The sequence below is a fragment of the Methanobrevibacter sp. genome (assembly GCA_022775905.1).
Lineage (GTDB): Archaea > Methanobacteriota > Methanobacteria > Methanobacteriales > Methanobacteriaceae > Methanocatella.
The window spans coordinates 18546-34426 of sequence record JALFJX010000036.1; the positions used below are offsets into that span (position 1 = coordinate 18546).

The following is a 15881-nucleotide window of genomic DNA, read 5'->3' on the forward strand; positions in this document are numbered from 1 at the left end:
ATTACTTTATTTATTTCAAACAATCTGTTATCTATTTACCATTATTTGTTAATCTATAAAGTCTCCCTTTACGCATTTCAGGATTGATTATCTCAATCAAATCTTTACTTTTCAGTTCTGACAATACCTTGCTCACGTGATTAGTTTTGATGTTGCTGCGCTCGGCAATTTCGGTTGGCATCAGCACATCCTCATCTAAAGCTTTTAAAACCCTCTGTCTGTACGAAGACCTTTGAATGAATTCAAACGTTTCTTTATCCATAACAAAATCAACTCTTACAATACTATATATCGCCAATATGATATAAAATGTTGCTTGACATCTACAAAGCAAAGAATAACCTCTTCCGGAAATAATGCTCCCAAAATATCATGATAATGATTGAGCAAAGATTACTTTACACAATAACCTATCAAAATAATCAGTCATCAAACGGATTAAATCATAGCTAATGGCAACATAGGATTTGTAATTGATATTCAAAATATTTTTTAACAATGAAATTATCTGTAAAAAAGAGATGAAGAGCTTGTCGTTTACTCCTCAAGTGAATTGATATGTCTACAATTAATAATTACAATGATAAAGTATAAAAAGAAGGAATCATCCCACGACACGAAGACGATCCCGCAATTTATCCTTGGTGTGATACAATATATGCCCAATCAGCTATTTAAGGTCTTCTGCAGCATTTGTATAAAATAAAAATTAATGTAAACAGGTTGTTTGATATATACGTGAAGATTCGTTTTTAGTAGTGGGCGAAGGCGTTAATAGTTAAATAAAAGAATAGTTAATTTAAACCTATATGGAATCATTGAAGTGTGAAATGGTCTAGGTCATGATAAATTAAAATAAATTGAAGGTGCAGTTGCACCACCTAAAATTTAACTTCAACTTCTTGGATTTCAACACCTTGGCTTACCGGATATCTGTGATACCCATCATAACCATCTTCACCATTGCCCCATTCACTCCATTTCCACTCACCATCCATGTAGAAATAGGCACGGGACATATAAGAGTCTTTGTAAACTGATTCACCGTTTTTATATAGGTGCACCTCAAATCCACCTACTGAACCACCCATCCACTTTTCTGCTTCTACAGTGTATTCCCCAACGGTTTCCGTATAGGTCTTGTCATATTCGGGTAATTCTACCGTTATAGTGTCTGGTGTAACAGAATTCTTTTCATCAGAGATTGTGTCATTAGTTATATCAGCATCATCTTGTTTATTCATACTTGGCATTAAAACAAGAATGCCAGCTAAAAGAATTATAATGACCACAAGCAATCCAATTATTACAATTTTATTGTTTTCCATTTTTATCACCTATAAAATAAAAAAATTAAGTAACTGCCGAAGCAGAATACTTTTAAATTTGAAATGTTTTTTTATTGGACACTTTATTTAGATTTATCAACATACCAATGTCCCGCATTAGGATAATCCACAGCATTCGGAACATTTGGATAATATTTCTTACTTGGACCTAAATTTTTTATAAAATTACCATTTCCATCAATAAGAGCATAATATCCATCTTCACCCATTACAACTTGAGTATTTGAAGTTGTACTTGAACTGGCAGGTTCGGCTTTGACAACTTCTTCTTTAATTGTTAATTTCTGTGTTGTGTTGTTGCCAGTGTAGTTTTCATTTCCACCATAAGTAACAGTAACATTATATTTGCCTTTTTTCAAATCAAGATCCAATTTTGCCTTACCCTTGGAATTAGTTTTTACAACATCATCAACAACAACTTTACCTTTGCTGTTGGTTATTGTAATGTTAACTACTTCTTTTGATAGTGGAGTCTTATTCAAATCTGTTAATGTTATTGACAATTCTCCACCTTCGTATTGTTCCTTATCACTTGTAATTTTAATTTTTGTAGGTTCCTTTGCATGCATCGGATTAAACATGGCAAATCCTATTGCAGCTGCAAGAATAACAATTATTACAATTAGTATTATAATTATGTTTTTGTTTTCCATCATATCACCTCATGTATGGTATGTTCCGGTATTTGAATCACGGGCTGTGTACCCTCCAACTGTCACATACTCTCCAGGCCTGTCACCGTCTACTGTAATTTCAAGATAATGCATATCATTTGCAATTGCATACTCCTTGGTTATGCCTTGAGCATCAACTTCAGGCCCATATTCCGGATATATTCCACCATCAGGAGCATATTTGCTTGCATGAGTTGTGGTTGATGTTTGATCATTACTAACTAATTCAGTAGTTGCCTTTTTAACGGTGATATTGTCAGCAATGGAGACCTGTGCATATTTATCATTTCCCTCAAATTTACATTCAGCAGAATAGTTGCCCTTTTCTTCCATCTTGAATTTTGCTTTTCCTTTGGAGTTGGTTGTTATTTTCTCATCAATTGTTATTCCGTCATTATCAGTGAGTTTAATGCTTATAGTTTCATTTTCGATTGGATTTCCGTGACTGTCAGTCAACACAACCACCAATGAATCGCCGACATTGATTTTTTTATCGGCAATTTTTAAATTTGACTTTTCTTTTGCTATTTGCTGAGAAAACATCACACCTACAGCTGCAGCAAGAATAACAATTATCACAATCAGTATTATGATTATATTTTTGTTTTCCATAAGAATACCTCAGATATACTTAATTTTAAATTAAAAATTTGTTTAATAACCTCCACCCTCTTCAATAAAATTACCGCTTGGGGTCCAAACGCCTTTTCTACCACCTTTATAACCTTCTATAACACCACTATCCTCATCAACACTTTCAACTACAACGCTTTCACCAGATCCTCCACTTAAATCTCTGCCATTGTATTCTGTCGAAGAGGAACTGGATTGTATACTAACTGTCTGTTTAATTTCCTCTTTAATAGTTAACTTTTGTGTTGTGTTATTTCCAGTATAATTTTCATTTCCACCATAAGTCACATTTACAGTATAGTTACCTTTCTTTAAATCCAAATCCAATTTAGCTTTACCCTTGGAATTAGTTTTAATTGTTTCATTGATTACAACTTTACCTTTTTTATTTGTAATTGTGATGTTTACTTTTTCTTTTGAAATTGCAGTTTTATTCAAATCTGTTAATTGTATTGTTACTTTGCCACCTTCATATTGTGACTTATCACTTGTTATTTTAACTTTAGTCGGCTCTTTAGCAGCAGGTTGCATAAACATTACACCCGCAACAACCGCTAAAACCACTATTATTGCTATTAAAATTATGATTATGTTTTTGTTTTCCATTTTAACGACCACTCATTAAGTATGATAACATCCGGCATTTGAATCATAAGGAACATACAATCCTGCATTTTGTCCATCAATTGTTTGAGGAATATAATGCCAGTTATTTGCTATTGCATCTTCACGGGTAGTGCCCAATGAATCGACTGCCGGCCCATACTCCGGATAATATGAATATCCATCTTCGCTTAAACCTGATACTGAATCAAAATTACTAGTTTTCTTTTCACTAACAGTTTTGGTTGATACCTTTTTAACTTTAATATTATCTGAAAGAGAACTAGCAGCATATTTGCCTTCACCATCAAATGTGCATTCAACAGAGTATTTTCCTTTTTCTTCAACTTTTAATTTAGCTTTTCCTTTATCATTAGTTGTAACATCCTCCTCAATTGTAATTCCATCTTCATCAGTGAGTTTTATATTGATTGTTGCATCGGGCAATCCAATACCATGAGTATCTGTTAATACAACAACTAACTTACCCCCTTCATCAATTGTTTTATCTACAATTGCTAATTTGGATTCTTCTTTAAATGTGGGAAGTGCAAACATTGCAACACAAATGATGAGGATTACGATAATCACAGATAATACAACAATTATACTTTTTTGTTTATTCATAATAGTCTCCAAATAATAAATATTAAATGAACAAATCACATTTTACTTAATTGTAATTTTTGCTTTTATTTTATCAACATTTTTAACATCATAATATGTTACTGTTCTAGTTTTACTAAGATTTTTCCAAGTTCCAGATTTGAAATGCCACCAATAAGTTGCTTTATATTTACTTTTAAGCATTGGTTTTTTGTTTTTTAGTAATGTTGTGGTTACACCATATAATCCATCAAGAAAATCATCCATATTATCCTCTTCCAAGTTCCTGATGAGCTCTTGCAAGGTGTCCTGCAGCCAGTGCACCGACAAGAGATAATTCTCCTGCAAGTACAGTACATGCTACAATCTCTGCAAATTCACGTGCTTTACCTGAACCCGCAACACCAAGAATTTCCAATCCTTCATGAGCAACTTCAAGGCTTGTTCCACCACCAACAGTAGCTACTGGCAAATCAGGCAGATTAACTGAGAAATATAAATCCCCATTTCTGTTTTCTGCAGTTGTAATACCTAAAGAACCTTCTGCAACATGAGCAGGGTCTTGACCTGTTGCTAAAAATATAGCTGCAACCATATTTGCATAATGAGCATTAAATGCCATACTTCCAGCTGCTGCTGAACCTATTAAGTTTTTGGCAGTGTTTACTTCAACAATTGCATCTGCAGTAGTTTTAAGTTTTTTTGAAACAATATCCTTTGGAACTAATATATCTGCTATAACACTTTTTCCTCTTCCTTCAACAATGTTAATAGCAGCAGGTTTTTTATCAACACAAACATTACCGCTTAATGCAATATGAAGTGCACTGGTATCTTGTGCTAATTTGTCTAAGATTTTTTCAGAAGCTATTGTTACCATATTCATTCCCATACTGTCTCCGGTTGAGAATACAAATCTTGGATATACATAGCTTCCAACTATTAAAATAGGATCAATTTTAATTAATTTACCATGAGAGGTTGTACTTTCTGCAATAACTTTTAACTCATCGAAATTATCAATAAACCACTGTTTGATTTTCAATGCATCACTTACACCTTCACATTTGATAGCAGGTGCACGAGTCATAATATCAGAAGTTACTCTTGCATTAGCTCCACCGGATGCAGTAATAGTTGATGCACCCCTATTAATTGAAGCTACAAGTGCTCCTTCAGATGTAGCGAGAGGCACAAATACTTCACGTTTGCAGTATTCACCATTGATTTTTAATGGTCCTGCTATACCCATAGGAAGTTGCAATACTCCAATAGAGTTTTCAATGTTACGGGCAGATGCTCTTTCCATATCAAGAGTATAATTTGAGATATTATCTAATTTGATGGAATATTTTTGTTCTAAAAATTCCCTTCTAATATCTGTTGCTTCTTTTGCTGAAACTTCTTTATCAACTTGATAAAGTTTCATTTCACCATTCAATAACTTATCAATAATTTTCTGATTTGACATTACATAACCTTTTTAAGTAAATCTACAATTTCTGATGGTTTTGCTGCTACTTCAACTCCAGCTTCATTTAAAGCTTTGGTTTTACTTGCAACAGTACCGGAACTTCCTTGAATAATAGCTCCAGCGTGTCCCATTCTTTTACCAGGTGGTGCAGTTCTTCCTGCAATGTAAGATACAACAGGTTTTGTCATTTCTTCAGCAATGAATTTTCCAGCCCTTTCTTCTGCAGTTCCACCAATCTCACCAATTAAAACAACAGCATCAGTGTCTTTATCATCTTCAAATCTTGTTAATATATCAACGTAGTTATCACCAGTTACTGGATCTCCACCAATACCAACTGCAGTACTTTGACCAATACCCTCATTGGTAAGTTCATTAGCGATTTCGTAAGTTAAGGTACCACTTCTTGAAATAAGACCAACATTTCCTTCTTTGAAAATGTGAGTAGGCATAATACCTAATTTACCAACACCAGGGGAGATAATTCCAGGAGTATTAGGTCCAATAATAGTTGTTCCCATTTGTTTTGCATATGCCATTATTTTCATACTGTCATGAACTGGAATATGTTCTGAAATAATAACAACTAAATCTAAATGTCTTATTGCTTCGAATGCAGCATCTTTTGCGAATTTTGCAGGAACAAAAATAATTGAAGCATTAATATCAGTTTCTTCTTTTGCCTCTTCGATTGAATTGAAAATTGGAACTTGGTCTAAAAACATTTGACCGCCTTTTCCAGGGGTAATTCCTGCAACAATATTAGTATTGTAGTTTAACATTTGTTCTGTATGGAATGAACCTTGTTTACCAGTTATTCCTTGAACTAAACATTTTGTATCTTTATTTAATAAAATCATAACTATTAACTCCTATCTTAATATCCTAGTTTTATTTTCAAATGGAACAGCTAAATCAATCATATTTCCATTCATAAATGCAGTAGCGGAAAATATTACGCTACCAGGTAATACATTACAAGTTGTTCCTCTTTTAACTAAATAAACATTTTTATTTCCAAGTGCAGCTCCAATCATTGCACTAGCTATTACTCCAACTGATTCTATATTTTCAACAGTTGCAACAACGACAGGATCATCAGTTTCTGGTGAAACATAACCTACACCAGGTATTTCTCTTATTTTAGGTTCAATATAATCTGAAACATCAGTTAAATTTTTCATGCCTTTTGCAGCATCAATAGCAGAATTAGCAACATCTGCAACAAATGGTTCTCCACCATAAGTATCAAAACCTAAAACGATTGCATCAGGATACCTGTCTTTTCTAATGCTTGCTTCAGCATATGAAATTCCTTCACCAGCACCTTCTGGAGTTGATGAAATTCCAGACAAATCTCCTAAATTTTCTGCACTTTCTCTTAAAACATTAACAAGACCTTCATTAACAGTTTCAAGTAAATCATCTTCAACGAATGCACTTACAACAACATCATCACCAGTGACATTGGTTAAAGCAACATCCCTTGCACCTAATTCCTTGACTTTATAAAGGTTTTTTTCAATAGTTTCTACTAGCATAGAACTACAGGATACATCATTCTTTGATATATCTGCACCTATAGCAGTAATTTTCAAATTAACACCTTGAATAATTGATTTTTGAAATAAATAAAATTTTAAATTTTATTGATATATTATTTGTTATTTAATTTATTTAAGTATTAGTAATTTACAATTCAGCATATAGACATTATTCAATTTTTTAATAAAAATAAGTTGATTAAATGAATAATATTTTAAAATAAATAATGAAATTAGCATGATAATTTTAATGAGTGAATTTTAATTAAATGCAATCTTTAAATTTCATGTTAATTCCAAAACCTTTAGGCAAATCCAAAGCATTATATTCACCATCTAATTGATTAATGAGATTTTTAATAATTGTAAAACCTAATGTAGTTGGATTATTAATATCAATTTCATCAGGTAGACCCACTCCATCATCCCATACGTCAACTTCATACATACCATCCATTAATCTGAATTTGACATGAAAATTACCGCATTCATTCTCATCAAAAGCAAAATTAAGTGAATTTAATGCAAGTTCATTTAAAATTAACCCGATTGGAATTGCTTTATCCATATGAACTTTACATGATTCAACATCCAGATTTAATTTGATATTAGATTCATATGCTTTGAATAATCCAATGTCAAAGTAGTATATTCCAAGGAATCTACATAGGCAAAGTCAGAAGAATTGAAAACTTGATGATGGATTGTAGCCATGGAGGAGATTCTGTTTCTAGTTTTCTTTAAGATCCATTCATAATCTCCATCATTGAATCTCAATTCAAGATTAAGCAGACTTAATATAATCTGCAAGTTATTTTTAACTCTATGATGAACCTCTTTAAGCAAAACTTTTTGACCATTGAGAGAAACTTCCAACTCTTTTTCTCTTTCCAATTCGCCAGTTACATCTTTAATACCCATAAATGATATATTATTCAAATTGTCATCATAATTTTCCAAATATATGAATAGATATTGGATTTTATGATAAAATGGAGATTTATACTCTATTACTTTTTCAACATTGTCCATTTCAATTAATTCAAATTTCTGAACAATTAATCTATCATCCCTATTTACAATATATCCTCTAAAATCTTTTAATAGCTCAGTGATGTCCTTTTTTGGAATGTGTAAAATATCATAAAATGCATTACTTATTATAAATTCACCTTTTGTATTTCTGATTAATGTGCCAGCACCCAATTTTGCATCGAGTTGGGTTAATAGTTTATTTGACAGAAAATCGTCAGGTTTATTAACTTCAGTAATATCATTGATATAAACTATTGTTTGTGAAATAGGACCACTAGTGCGTAAATGTTCTGAATCAATTTTTAAAGTTTTATTTGTACCTTTTTCAGTTTTAATATGAATAATATTATCTTCATCGACAGCAGCACTTTCCACTAAAAATTCATATAATATTTTATCTTCAGGAACAACTAGATTATGGAGAATATCTTTTTTAGAATCAGTTGCATTTCTTTCTTTTTCCAATAATTCATAAATCTTAGAAGTCCAGAAATAGTTACCACAAATATCTTTAATATAAACGTAAGATTCCCCAATATCATCAGCATCAATAATTTTTCTGTTGGGATAAAAGTAACTGATCTGTAGTATTGTTAATAAATACCAACAGATTATCATTTTCATAAATAATTTCAAAGGACAAATATTTCACATATCCTTCTTCATTTTCAAAATAGATATGAAGAACTCTAGTCCCTTTTGTTTGATAGACTTCTTTAAAAATAGGAAATAGAATATCTTTTAGATATTTGTAACTATCAGCATAACTTGTTCCGACAATGCTGTTGTTAGTATTTATCCCAAATTCATTAATGAAAACATTTGAATAAATAAATGCATAATCCTGAAAATCATTTACAGGTATTAGAATATCTAGGTTAACTGATGTTTCTTTTAAAAATCCATTATATTCTACAACATCATAAGTTATACTACTTGGAGTAACCACTCACAATCAGCATATTTTGAAATGAAAATAGAAGAACTTTCTTTATCAAAATTAACCTCATATCCCATCTAATCGCCATCCACAAATAATCATGTTTAATCATTATAAATATATTTGTTTATAATATTATGAGTTTATAAATATTTTTATTTAATTCATGAAAATACTCAGATATAATTTTCATCAAATCACATACGGGAAAATTAATCTTCAATATAATATACTAAAATTTAATTAATAGAAAAAAACTAACATTATATTAATGTATTCTCAAACAAAAATCGCAATTCCTATTTTTCAAAAGGATTGTAAAAACGTAATTAAAGTGGCTAATGATTGTATTAGGAAAGGAGCGGATGTATTGGAATTTAGAATTGATGCTCTTGAAAATCCAGATATTAATGAAATAAAACAGACAATTGAAGAAATTAATTTTCCAATGATTGCTACTAATAGAATCAGCACAGAAGGTGGATCTTTTAAGGGAACAGAGGAAGAAAGATTCAATATATTATATGAATGCTGTGATTTAGTTGATTATGTTGATATTGAGCTTCAAAGTAACGAAGAATACATTAAGAAAATTCATGAGACCAGTGCTACAACAATTATTTCTTATCATGATTTTGAAAAAACACCAAAATTAAGTGAAGTAACATATATTGTTGAAAAAGAACAGGAATTAGGTGACATTGCTAAAGTTGCTTTCATGCCACAGAATCTTGAGGATACTTTAACTATATTGGCTGTTCTTTCCCATTGTGAAGACACAATTGCCATTTCCATGGGTGATTTGGGAAGTTACACAAGAGTCATGGCTTCAAAATTTGACTCACCAATTACTTTTGCTGCTGGAACTGATGTTACAGCACCTGGTCAAATCGATATTGAAACAATGAAGGCATTACTCAATATGGATTTAAACATAATGGATGAATGATTTTAATGGCTAAAAAATTTATTTTAGCTTTAATATTACTTATTTTAATTACAATTGCTCTTGGAACAATTTTACTCAATGACAATACAGTAAACATTTACATAGATGGTGAAAATGTAAGTGTTGAAACGAAAACTTTTGATGATATTGATTCTAATAGCTTAAACAAAGCCATCTGCAATTATACGCTGAATGCAATGAATGACACAGAATCGAATGTAGATACTTTGAAAAATGGAGTTACCAGCATTTGCAGAAATTATGGGCTTGAAGATCCTGAGGTAAATATTGATTCAAGTTTGGAGCCTAATCAAATTCCAATTATTGTTCATATTAATGGAACATCCATGATGCCAACGTTGCAAGATGGACAGACAGTTTTATTAAATAAGACTCATGACATTGAAGTTGGTGACATTGTTGTTGCTGAATCTGATGAATATGGTGGAATTATCAAAAGAGTCGACCAAATTGAGGGAAATGAAGTTCATTTAATTAGTGACAATAAAAATATTTCATACGAATACATTAATGGTGTTTTATATGAAATCAAAGGGATAACAACCTGGGTCGACATTTCTGATATCAATGGTGTGGTTATTGATTATTAATTTTATAAAAAAAAGGAATAATTTATAAAAATTATTCCCTTAATTTATTTCCTTGGAAGGAGATAAAAGATTTTTTAGTTCAATTTATTGGGAGACTACACTGCGCTATCCCCCTCTTCATGTGTTCTGATTCTTATTACATTTTCAATAGGTTGGATGAAAATTTTTCCATCCCCAATGTTTCCTGTATAAGCCCCTTTAATGATCCTATCGATGAATAAATCCAATTTGTCATCGTTGACGACAATTTCAACACGTGTTTTTGGAATTAGGTCAATACAAAAATTTGAACCCCTGTATGATTCTCTGATACCTTTTTGGCTTCCTCTTCCTTTTACTTCAGAAACAGTCATCCCGTCACAACCTGCTTCGACTAATTCTCTTTTAACATCTTCAAATTTTTCAGGTCTTATAATTGCAATAATACGTTTCATTTAAACCACCTTAGTTAAAGTTATATGCAGATTCTTGGTGAAGACTAGTGTCTAATCCAATCACTTCTTCACTTTCTTCAACTCTGATTCCGCCAAGTGCTTTATCTAATACTTTAGCAAGGATGTAACTTATTACAAATGCATAAACAATAGTAGCTACAACACTTATTACTTGGATTATAACTTGGTTTGCATTTCCTGCAATTAATCCAGCTGCTTCATTTACTGTTGGGACTGCAAAGATACCAGTTGCAATTGCTCCCCATACACCAGACATACCGTGTATTCCCCATACATCTAATGCATCGTCGTAACCGAGTTTTGGTTTTAAGTAATAGACTGCGAAGTATGATACTACTGATGCAACAGCACCAATAACTAATGCACCATATACATCAACAAATCCTGCTGCAGGAGTAATACCTACAAGTCCTGCAACTGCACCGGAGATTGCACCTAATACGGTTGGTTTTCCAACAATTTTGGTATCAATCATAGTCCAAACAATAAGACCCATTGATGCTGCAACATTTGATACAATAATTGCGTTTGCTGCAAGTCCGTTAGCTGCTAAACCAGATCCTCCGTTGAATCCCATCCATCCAAACCAGAGTAATGCTGCACCTAAAACAGCATATCCTAAGTTGTGAGGAACTGAAATATTTTTTCTTCTACCTAATACTAATGCGACAGCTAATGCTGAAATACCTGAGTTAATGTGAACAACAGTACCTCCTGCAAAGTCAAGAGCACCCATTTGCATTAACCATCCGCCACCCCATACCCAGTGAGCGATAGGGACATAAACAAGACAGACCCATAAGATAGTGAAAATTACCCAAGCTTTTGTTTTCATTCTTCCAACTAAAGCTCCAGACATAATTGCACATGTTAATCCTGCAAATGCACATTGGAACATGACGAATAATAATGTTGGAATTGATCCACTTAAATCATCCATTCCAATTCCTTGTAAGAAGAAATTAGTTGGTGAACCTATTAATCCATTAATATCTGCACCAAATGCAAATTGATAACCGAAAATAACCCAAATTACACTGATTATTGAAAATGCAATAAAGGTTAAGAAAATTGTGTTTAAAACATTTTTCCTTTTACTTAATCCTCCATAAAAGAATGCCACTGCGGGAATACTCATGATAAGTACGAGTAATGTACAAACAAGGATCCAAGCAGTGTCACCTCCACTAAACATAACATCCATATTATCAAACTCTTAAATTATATTAAATTATAAATTTTGTCCAACATGTTTTTCCAATAAACATTGTCGGAAGTGATGTGTCGGAAGCATTATTCCGACATACAACTATTATACCCCATCATATATAAACTTTTACCATATGAGACACCAAAGTACAAAAAAGAACAATAGAAAAAAATGCCAGAACAATCAATGAAAATTAGAAATAATAATCAAAAATCCAAAATTAAGTGGAATATAAGTTTAAAAATTAATATTTTAAGAAAATATTAAATATAAGCTTTTTAAAAAAATAACACTAGTATAAACAGAATACTAACTAAAATTGAAAAAAGTGTTATTATGAAAGACTCAGTTAAAGCAAAATTAATAGTATTTTTACTTATTGCACTCATTGCATTCGGTATTAGTTCTATATTTGCGAGTATAACAATAAGTGATTCACCTGATTCATACAAATTAATTCCAGTTAAAGATGATTCATTTGAACCAAACTACATTCATAAAGTTCCAACTATCAAACCGAAAGTTGTAACAAATAACACTACAAACATTACAAAAAATACAACAGATTATACAAATATAACCAAATTGAATGATGCAAATCAAGACTTGATTGAAACATACGAAGATAATGAGGACTGATAAAATGAGTGAAAAGAAAAAATTTATCAGAGATAGTGTCTATGGGGATATTAACCTAAACGATTTTGAAGTAAAAATTATGGACATGCCACAATTCCAACGTTTGAGGAGAATTAAACAGTTAGGATTAATCAGTTTAATTTATCCAGGCGCAACCCATACCCGATTTGAACATTCAATTGGAACAATGAATTTAGGATCAAAACTCGCAGAAGAACTTGAATTAAAAAAAGACGAAATAGAACTAATAAGAACCTCTGCACTATTACATGACATAGGCCATGGTCCATTTTCACATGTATCAGAAGGAGTTCTATCAGTTCCTCATGAAGAATTAACCAAATTTGTTGTTACAAAAACATCAATGAAAGACTTACTTGAAGAAAAATTTGACGTAAATGAAATAGTAGATATCGTCAATGGTAAAGGATATCTAGGTCCAATTGTTTCCGGAGAACTTGATGTTGATAGAATGGATTATCTTTTAAGAGATTCACATAACACCGGTGTTGCATATGGTATTATAGATTATGAAAGAATCATATCAAATTTAAAACTTGAAAATGGATTAACATTAGATATCAAAGGAGTTCAAGCAGCTGAAGGAGCTCTCGTATCCAGATATTTCATGTATCCAAGCGTTTATCAACACCATACTACCAGAATAGTTAACTCAATGTTTAGAAGAGCAATGAAAAGAATCATTGATGAAAAAATAATAAATGAAAATGACATTTACAAATATGATGATGCTGATATGATTAGCTTATTCAGACATTGCGACAATAAATTTGCAAATGACATCATGAACAGATTAGATACAAGACGCATAATGAAAAGGGTTAAAACAATCAGGTTAGATAATTTCAAATCACCTGAAAAAATGTATAAAATCAAACCACAAACCCTAAGAAAAGCTGAAGAGGAAATTGCTGAAGATTATGGTCTTGACAAAGATTATGTATTCATAAATATTGCAGAATATCCTCGTTTTGACGAAATGAAAACACAAGTCAATGTAGATGGCAGATTATACCCATTGACCAAAATTTCAAACATTATTGGTGCATTGAGTAAAGCAAGATTCAACATACCAGACATTAGTGTTTATGTAGACAATGAGGAAAAATCCAAATTCACAAAATTCAAATTAGAAAATTACTTGGAATTACCTGAAATTGACAGAGAAAAGTTCCATGGAATTCATTATGATCAAATTAAATTAATATAGAGGAAAAATTATGATAATTGTTGGAATTACAGGAGCAAGTGGAGTAATATATGGAATAAAACTCCTCGAAGCTTTAAAAGAATTAAATATTGAAAGTGCCTTAGTAATGAGTGACTTGGCTAAAGTTGTTATTGAATCAGAAACAGACTACTCCTCAGAAGATGTAATAAATCTAGCAGACAACTATTATGATTTCCATGACTTAACCGCTTCTATAAATAGTGGATCATTTAAAACCGATGGTTTAGTTATAGTTCCATGTACAATGAAGACATTATCCTCAATAGCTAACGGATATGGTGCAAATACAATAACTAGAGTGGCAGATGTTAGTTTGAAAGAAAAAAGGCCAACTATTATTGTTCCTCGTGAAACTCCACTTAGAAGCATTCACATACAGAATATGCTAACATTATCACAAGAAGGAGCTACTATTTTACCTGCAATGCCGGGATTTTACTCAAATCCTCAAACAATTGATGACCAAATTAATTTTATTGTTGGAAAAATTTTAGACTCATTAAAAATTGAAAATAACTTATTTAAAAGGTGGGAATAGATGTTAGAAGATAAGGATTTTATCAAATCCTGTGATGTACCAGGACCTACAAAAGAAGCTATCAGAGCTATAATATTATATAAATCAGGAGTAACTTCCCAAGACAAAGTTGTTGACTGCGGATGTGGAACCGGCGGAATTACCTGCGAATTCTCACAAAGAGCAAAAGAGGTAATATCCATTGATACAAACCCTGAAGCGATTGAAGTGACATCAAAAAATCTTAAAAAGTTTAGTCTTGGAGACAATGTCACATTAATTAATGATGATGGCTCAAAAGCCTTAAAAGATATTAAAGATATTGATATTGCTATTGTTGGGGGCAGTGGTAGACAACTTGAAAATATCTTAGATATCGTTCATGAAAACTTAAATTCAAAAGGCAGAATAATAATTACAGCTATTTTAGTTGACACAAAAGTTGAAGCAATCAATAAACTCAAAGATTTAGGATATAATCCAAAAATAATGGAAGTCAACGTTTCCAATGGTAGAGTCCTTGATCGTGGAGTTTTAATGATTAGTGAAAACCCAATAGCCATTATTACTGCTAAAAAAAGATAAAAAATCATTATTAAAATTATAGGAGATTATAAAATGGACGAACATAAAAAATGGAAAATTAAATTTTCCATCTTAATGGTTATTTTAATAATCATTATTTATGGATCAAATTACCTCGTACTCGGAGATGGAGAACATATTATTTCATATGTGTGGACACACTTAGGTTTTATCCCAGTTGATATCCTTGTTGTAGCATTCATACTTGAAGAAATCATTGAAAGAAAAGAAAAAGAAGTTATACTTGAAAAATTAGATATGCTTATGAGTACTTTCTTTTCTGAAATCGGTAATGATTTAATCAGCCAATTAAGTGCAGCTAACAAATATAAAGCAAGTACTGCAAGTTTAAAATCCATTAAAAGTTGGAGCGATGAAGACTACGAAAAGAAACTTGAAGAACTTGAAACTTCCCCTGTTGATTTCTCAGCAGATGTTGCACCAGAAAACAGAGAAGAATTCTTAAATGAATTAGGAAATTTACTTGCTGATAAAAGAGAATTTATCATTAACTTATTAAATAATCCTAATTTACTAGATAAAGAAGAATTCACTAGCTTAACCAATGCAATTCTTCACTTAGATGAAGAATTAGCACATAGAAAAGATTTAAGTTTAGTGACTGATGCGGACTTCGGACATTTGAATGGAGACATGAATAGAGTTTATACTATTTTGGTTCGTGAATGGGTTTACTATTTAAGATACCTCAATAAACATCACCCATACATGATTGCATTAGTAATCCGTACCAATCCATTTGACGAAGATGCAAGCGTATACGTAGAATAAATAATGGAGAGAT

The 15881-nt window shown here is 31.6% G+C and carries 22 protein-coding genes; 7 read left to right on the forward strand and 15 right to left on the reverse strand.

The features are described 5' to 3' along the window. Positions 1 to 31: 31 nt before the first annotated feature. From MR875_09385 to MR875_09445, 13 genes are all read right to left on the reverse strand, one after another. Complete coding sequence (locus MR875_09385) at positions 32 to 262, reverse strand: transcriptional regulator (GenBank protein ID MCI6995049.1); 231 nt, start codon at positions 260 to 262, stop codon at positions 32 to 34. Between the two features lie 619 nt (positions 263 to 881). Continuing rightward, positions 882 to 1253 (reverse strand): hypothetical protein, encoded by a 372-nt coding sequence (locus MR875_09390; protein ID MCI6995050.1) that lies wholly within the window; start codon positions 1251 to 1253, stop codon positions 882 to 884. 158 nt (positions 1254 to 1411) lie between these two features. Further along, positions 1412 to 2002, reverse strand: coding sequence for a hypothetical protein (locus MR875_09395; protein MCI6995051.1), 591 nt, complete (start codon positions 2000 to 2002; stop codon positions 1412 to 1414). Between the two features lie 9 nt (positions 2003 to 2011). After that, positions 2012 to 2635: an Ig-like domain-containing protein gene (locus MR875_09400; GenBank protein MCI6995052.1), complete on the reverse strand. Its 624-nt coding sequence runs from the start codon at positions 2633 to 2635 to the stop codon at positions 2012 to 2014. A 42-nt stretch (positions 2636 to 2677) separates the two neighbouring features. Continuing rightward, on the reverse strand, positions 2678 to 3262 hold the full coding sequence (locus MR875_09405) for a hypothetical protein (protein ID MCI6995053.1): 585 nt from the start codon (positions 3260 to 3262) through the stop codon (positions 2678 to 2680). Positions 3263 to 3277: 15 nt separating this feature from the next. Further along, positions 3278 to 3886 carry a hypothetical protein gene (locus tag MR875_09410; GenBank protein ID MCI6995054.1) on the reverse strand — a complete coding sequence of 203 codons (609 nt, stop codon included), beginning with the start codon at positions 3884 to 3886 and terminating at the stop codon, positions 3278 to 3280. Between the two features lie 42 nt (positions 3887 to 3928). Continuing rightward, positions 3929 to 4132 carry a hypothetical protein gene (locus MR875_09415; GenBank protein MCI6995055.1) on the reverse strand — a complete coding sequence of 68 codons (204 nt, stop codon included), beginning with the start codon at positions 4130 to 4132 and terminating at the stop codon, positions 3929 to 3931. 1 nt (position 4133) lies between these two features. Beyond that, on the reverse strand, positions 4134 to 5336 hold the full coding sequence (hmgA, locus tag MR875_09420; GenBank protein MCI6995056.1) for a hydroxymethylglutaryl-CoA reductase (NADPH): 1203 nt from the start codon (positions 5334 to 5336) through the stop codon (positions 4134 to 4136). Next, positions 5336 to 6199 (reverse strand): succinate--CoA ligase subunit alpha, encoded by an 864-nt coding sequence (gene sucD, locus MR875_09425; protein ID MCI6995057.1) that lies wholly within the window; start codon positions 6197 to 6199, stop codon positions 5336 to 5338. The genes hmgA and sucD overlap by 1 nt, the downstream gene beginning before the upstream one ends. A gap of 12 nt (positions 6200 to 6211) precedes the next feature. Then, positions 6212 to 6937 carry a hypothetical protein gene (locus tag MR875_09430; GenBank protein MCI6995058.1) on the reverse strand — a complete coding sequence of 242 codons (726 nt, stop codon included), beginning with the start codon at positions 6935 to 6937 and terminating at the stop codon, positions 6212 to 6214. Positions 6938 to 7148: 211 nt separating this feature from the next. Next, positions 7149 to 7451, reverse strand: a complete 303-nt coding sequence (locus tag MR875_09435; protein MCI6995059.1) for a hypothetical protein — start codon at positions 7449 to 7451, stop codon at positions 7149 to 7151. Positions 7452 to 7480: 29 nt separating this feature from the next. Further along, positions 7481 to 8536 (reverse strand): sensor histidine kinase, encoded by a 1056-nt coding sequence (locus MR875_09440; protein MCI6995060.1) that lies wholly within the window; start codon positions 8534 to 8536, stop codon positions 7481 to 7483. Then, entirely contained in the window at positions 8466 to 8867 is a 402-nt protein-coding gene (locus MR875_09445) for a hypothetical protein (protein ID MCI6995061.1), read from the reverse strand. Before MR875_09445 ends, MR875_09440 begins: the two co-directional genes overlap by 71 nt. A gap of 262 nt (positions 8868 to 9129) precedes the next feature. Here MR875_09445 and aroD point away from each other — a divergent pair, with 262 nt between their 5' ends. Together aroD and MR875_09455 are read left to right on the forward strand one after the other, a co-directional pair. Further along, positions 9130 to 9807 (forward strand): type I 3-dehydroquinate dehydratase, encoded by a 678-nt coding sequence (gene aroD / locus MR875_09450; protein ID MCI6995062.1) that lies wholly within the window; start codon positions 9130 to 9132, stop codon positions 9805 to 9807. A 5-nt stretch (positions 9808 to 9812) separates the two neighbouring features. Continuing rightward, entirely contained in the window at positions 9813 to 10418 is a 606-nt protein-coding gene (locus MR875_09455; GenBank protein MCI6995063.1) for a S24/S26 family peptidase, read from the forward strand. Between the two features lie 95 nt (positions 10419 to 10513). Here the strand turns inward: MR875_09455 and MR875_09460 are convergent, their stop codons facing one another. Both MR875_09460 and MR875_09465 read right to left on the reverse strand, forming a co-directional pair. Further along, on the reverse strand, positions 10514 to 10852 hold the full coding sequence (locus MR875_09460; GenBank protein ID MCI6995064.1) for a P-II family nitrogen regulator: 339 nt from the start codon (positions 10850 to 10852) through the stop codon (positions 10514 to 10516). A 10-nt stretch (positions 10853 to 10862) separates the two neighbouring features. After that, a complete protein-coding gene (locus tag MR875_09465; GenBank protein ID MCI6995065.1) occupies positions 10863 to 12077 on the reverse strand; it encodes an ammonium transporter in 1215 nt (404 codons plus the stop codon). A 342-nt stretch (positions 12078 to 12419) separates the two neighbouring features. Here MR875_09465 and MR875_09470 point away from each other — a divergent pair, with 342 nt between their 5' ends. From MR875_09470 to MR875_09490, 5 genes are read left to right on the forward strand one after another with little or no spacing between them, the layout of a single operon-like run. Then, positions 12420 to 12722: a hypothetical protein gene (locus MR875_09470; protein ID MCI6995066.1), complete on the forward strand. Its 303-nt coding sequence runs from the start codon at positions 12420 to 12422 to the stop codon at positions 12720 to 12722. Between the two features lie 4 nt (positions 12723 to 12726). Next, positions 12727 to 13953, forward strand: coding sequence for an HD domain-containing protein (locus MR875_09475; GenBank protein MCI6995067.1), 1227 nt, complete (start codon positions 12727 to 12729; stop codon positions 13951 to 13953). A gap of 10 nt (positions 13954 to 13963) precedes the next feature. Next, the gene (locus MR875_09480; GenBank protein ID MCI6995068.1) at positions 13964 to 14512 is read left to right on the forward strand and encodes a UbiX family flavin prenyltransferase; all 549 of its coding nucleotides are present in this window, start codon (positions 13964 to 13966) and stop codon (positions 14510 to 14512) included. Continuing rightward, on the forward strand, positions 14513 to 15076 hold the full coding sequence (gene cbiT, locus MR875_09485) for a precorrin-6Y C5,15-methyltransferase (decarboxylating) subunit CbiT (protein ID MCI6995069.1): 564 nt from the start codon (positions 14513 to 14515) through the stop codon (positions 15074 to 15076). A 33-nt stretch (positions 15077 to 15109) separates the two neighbouring features. Next, a complete protein-coding gene (locus tag MR875_09490) occupies positions 15110 to 15868 on the forward strand; it encodes a hypothetical protein (protein MCI6995070.1) in 759 nt (252 codons plus the stop codon). Positions 15869 to 15881: the final 13 nt, after the last annotated feature.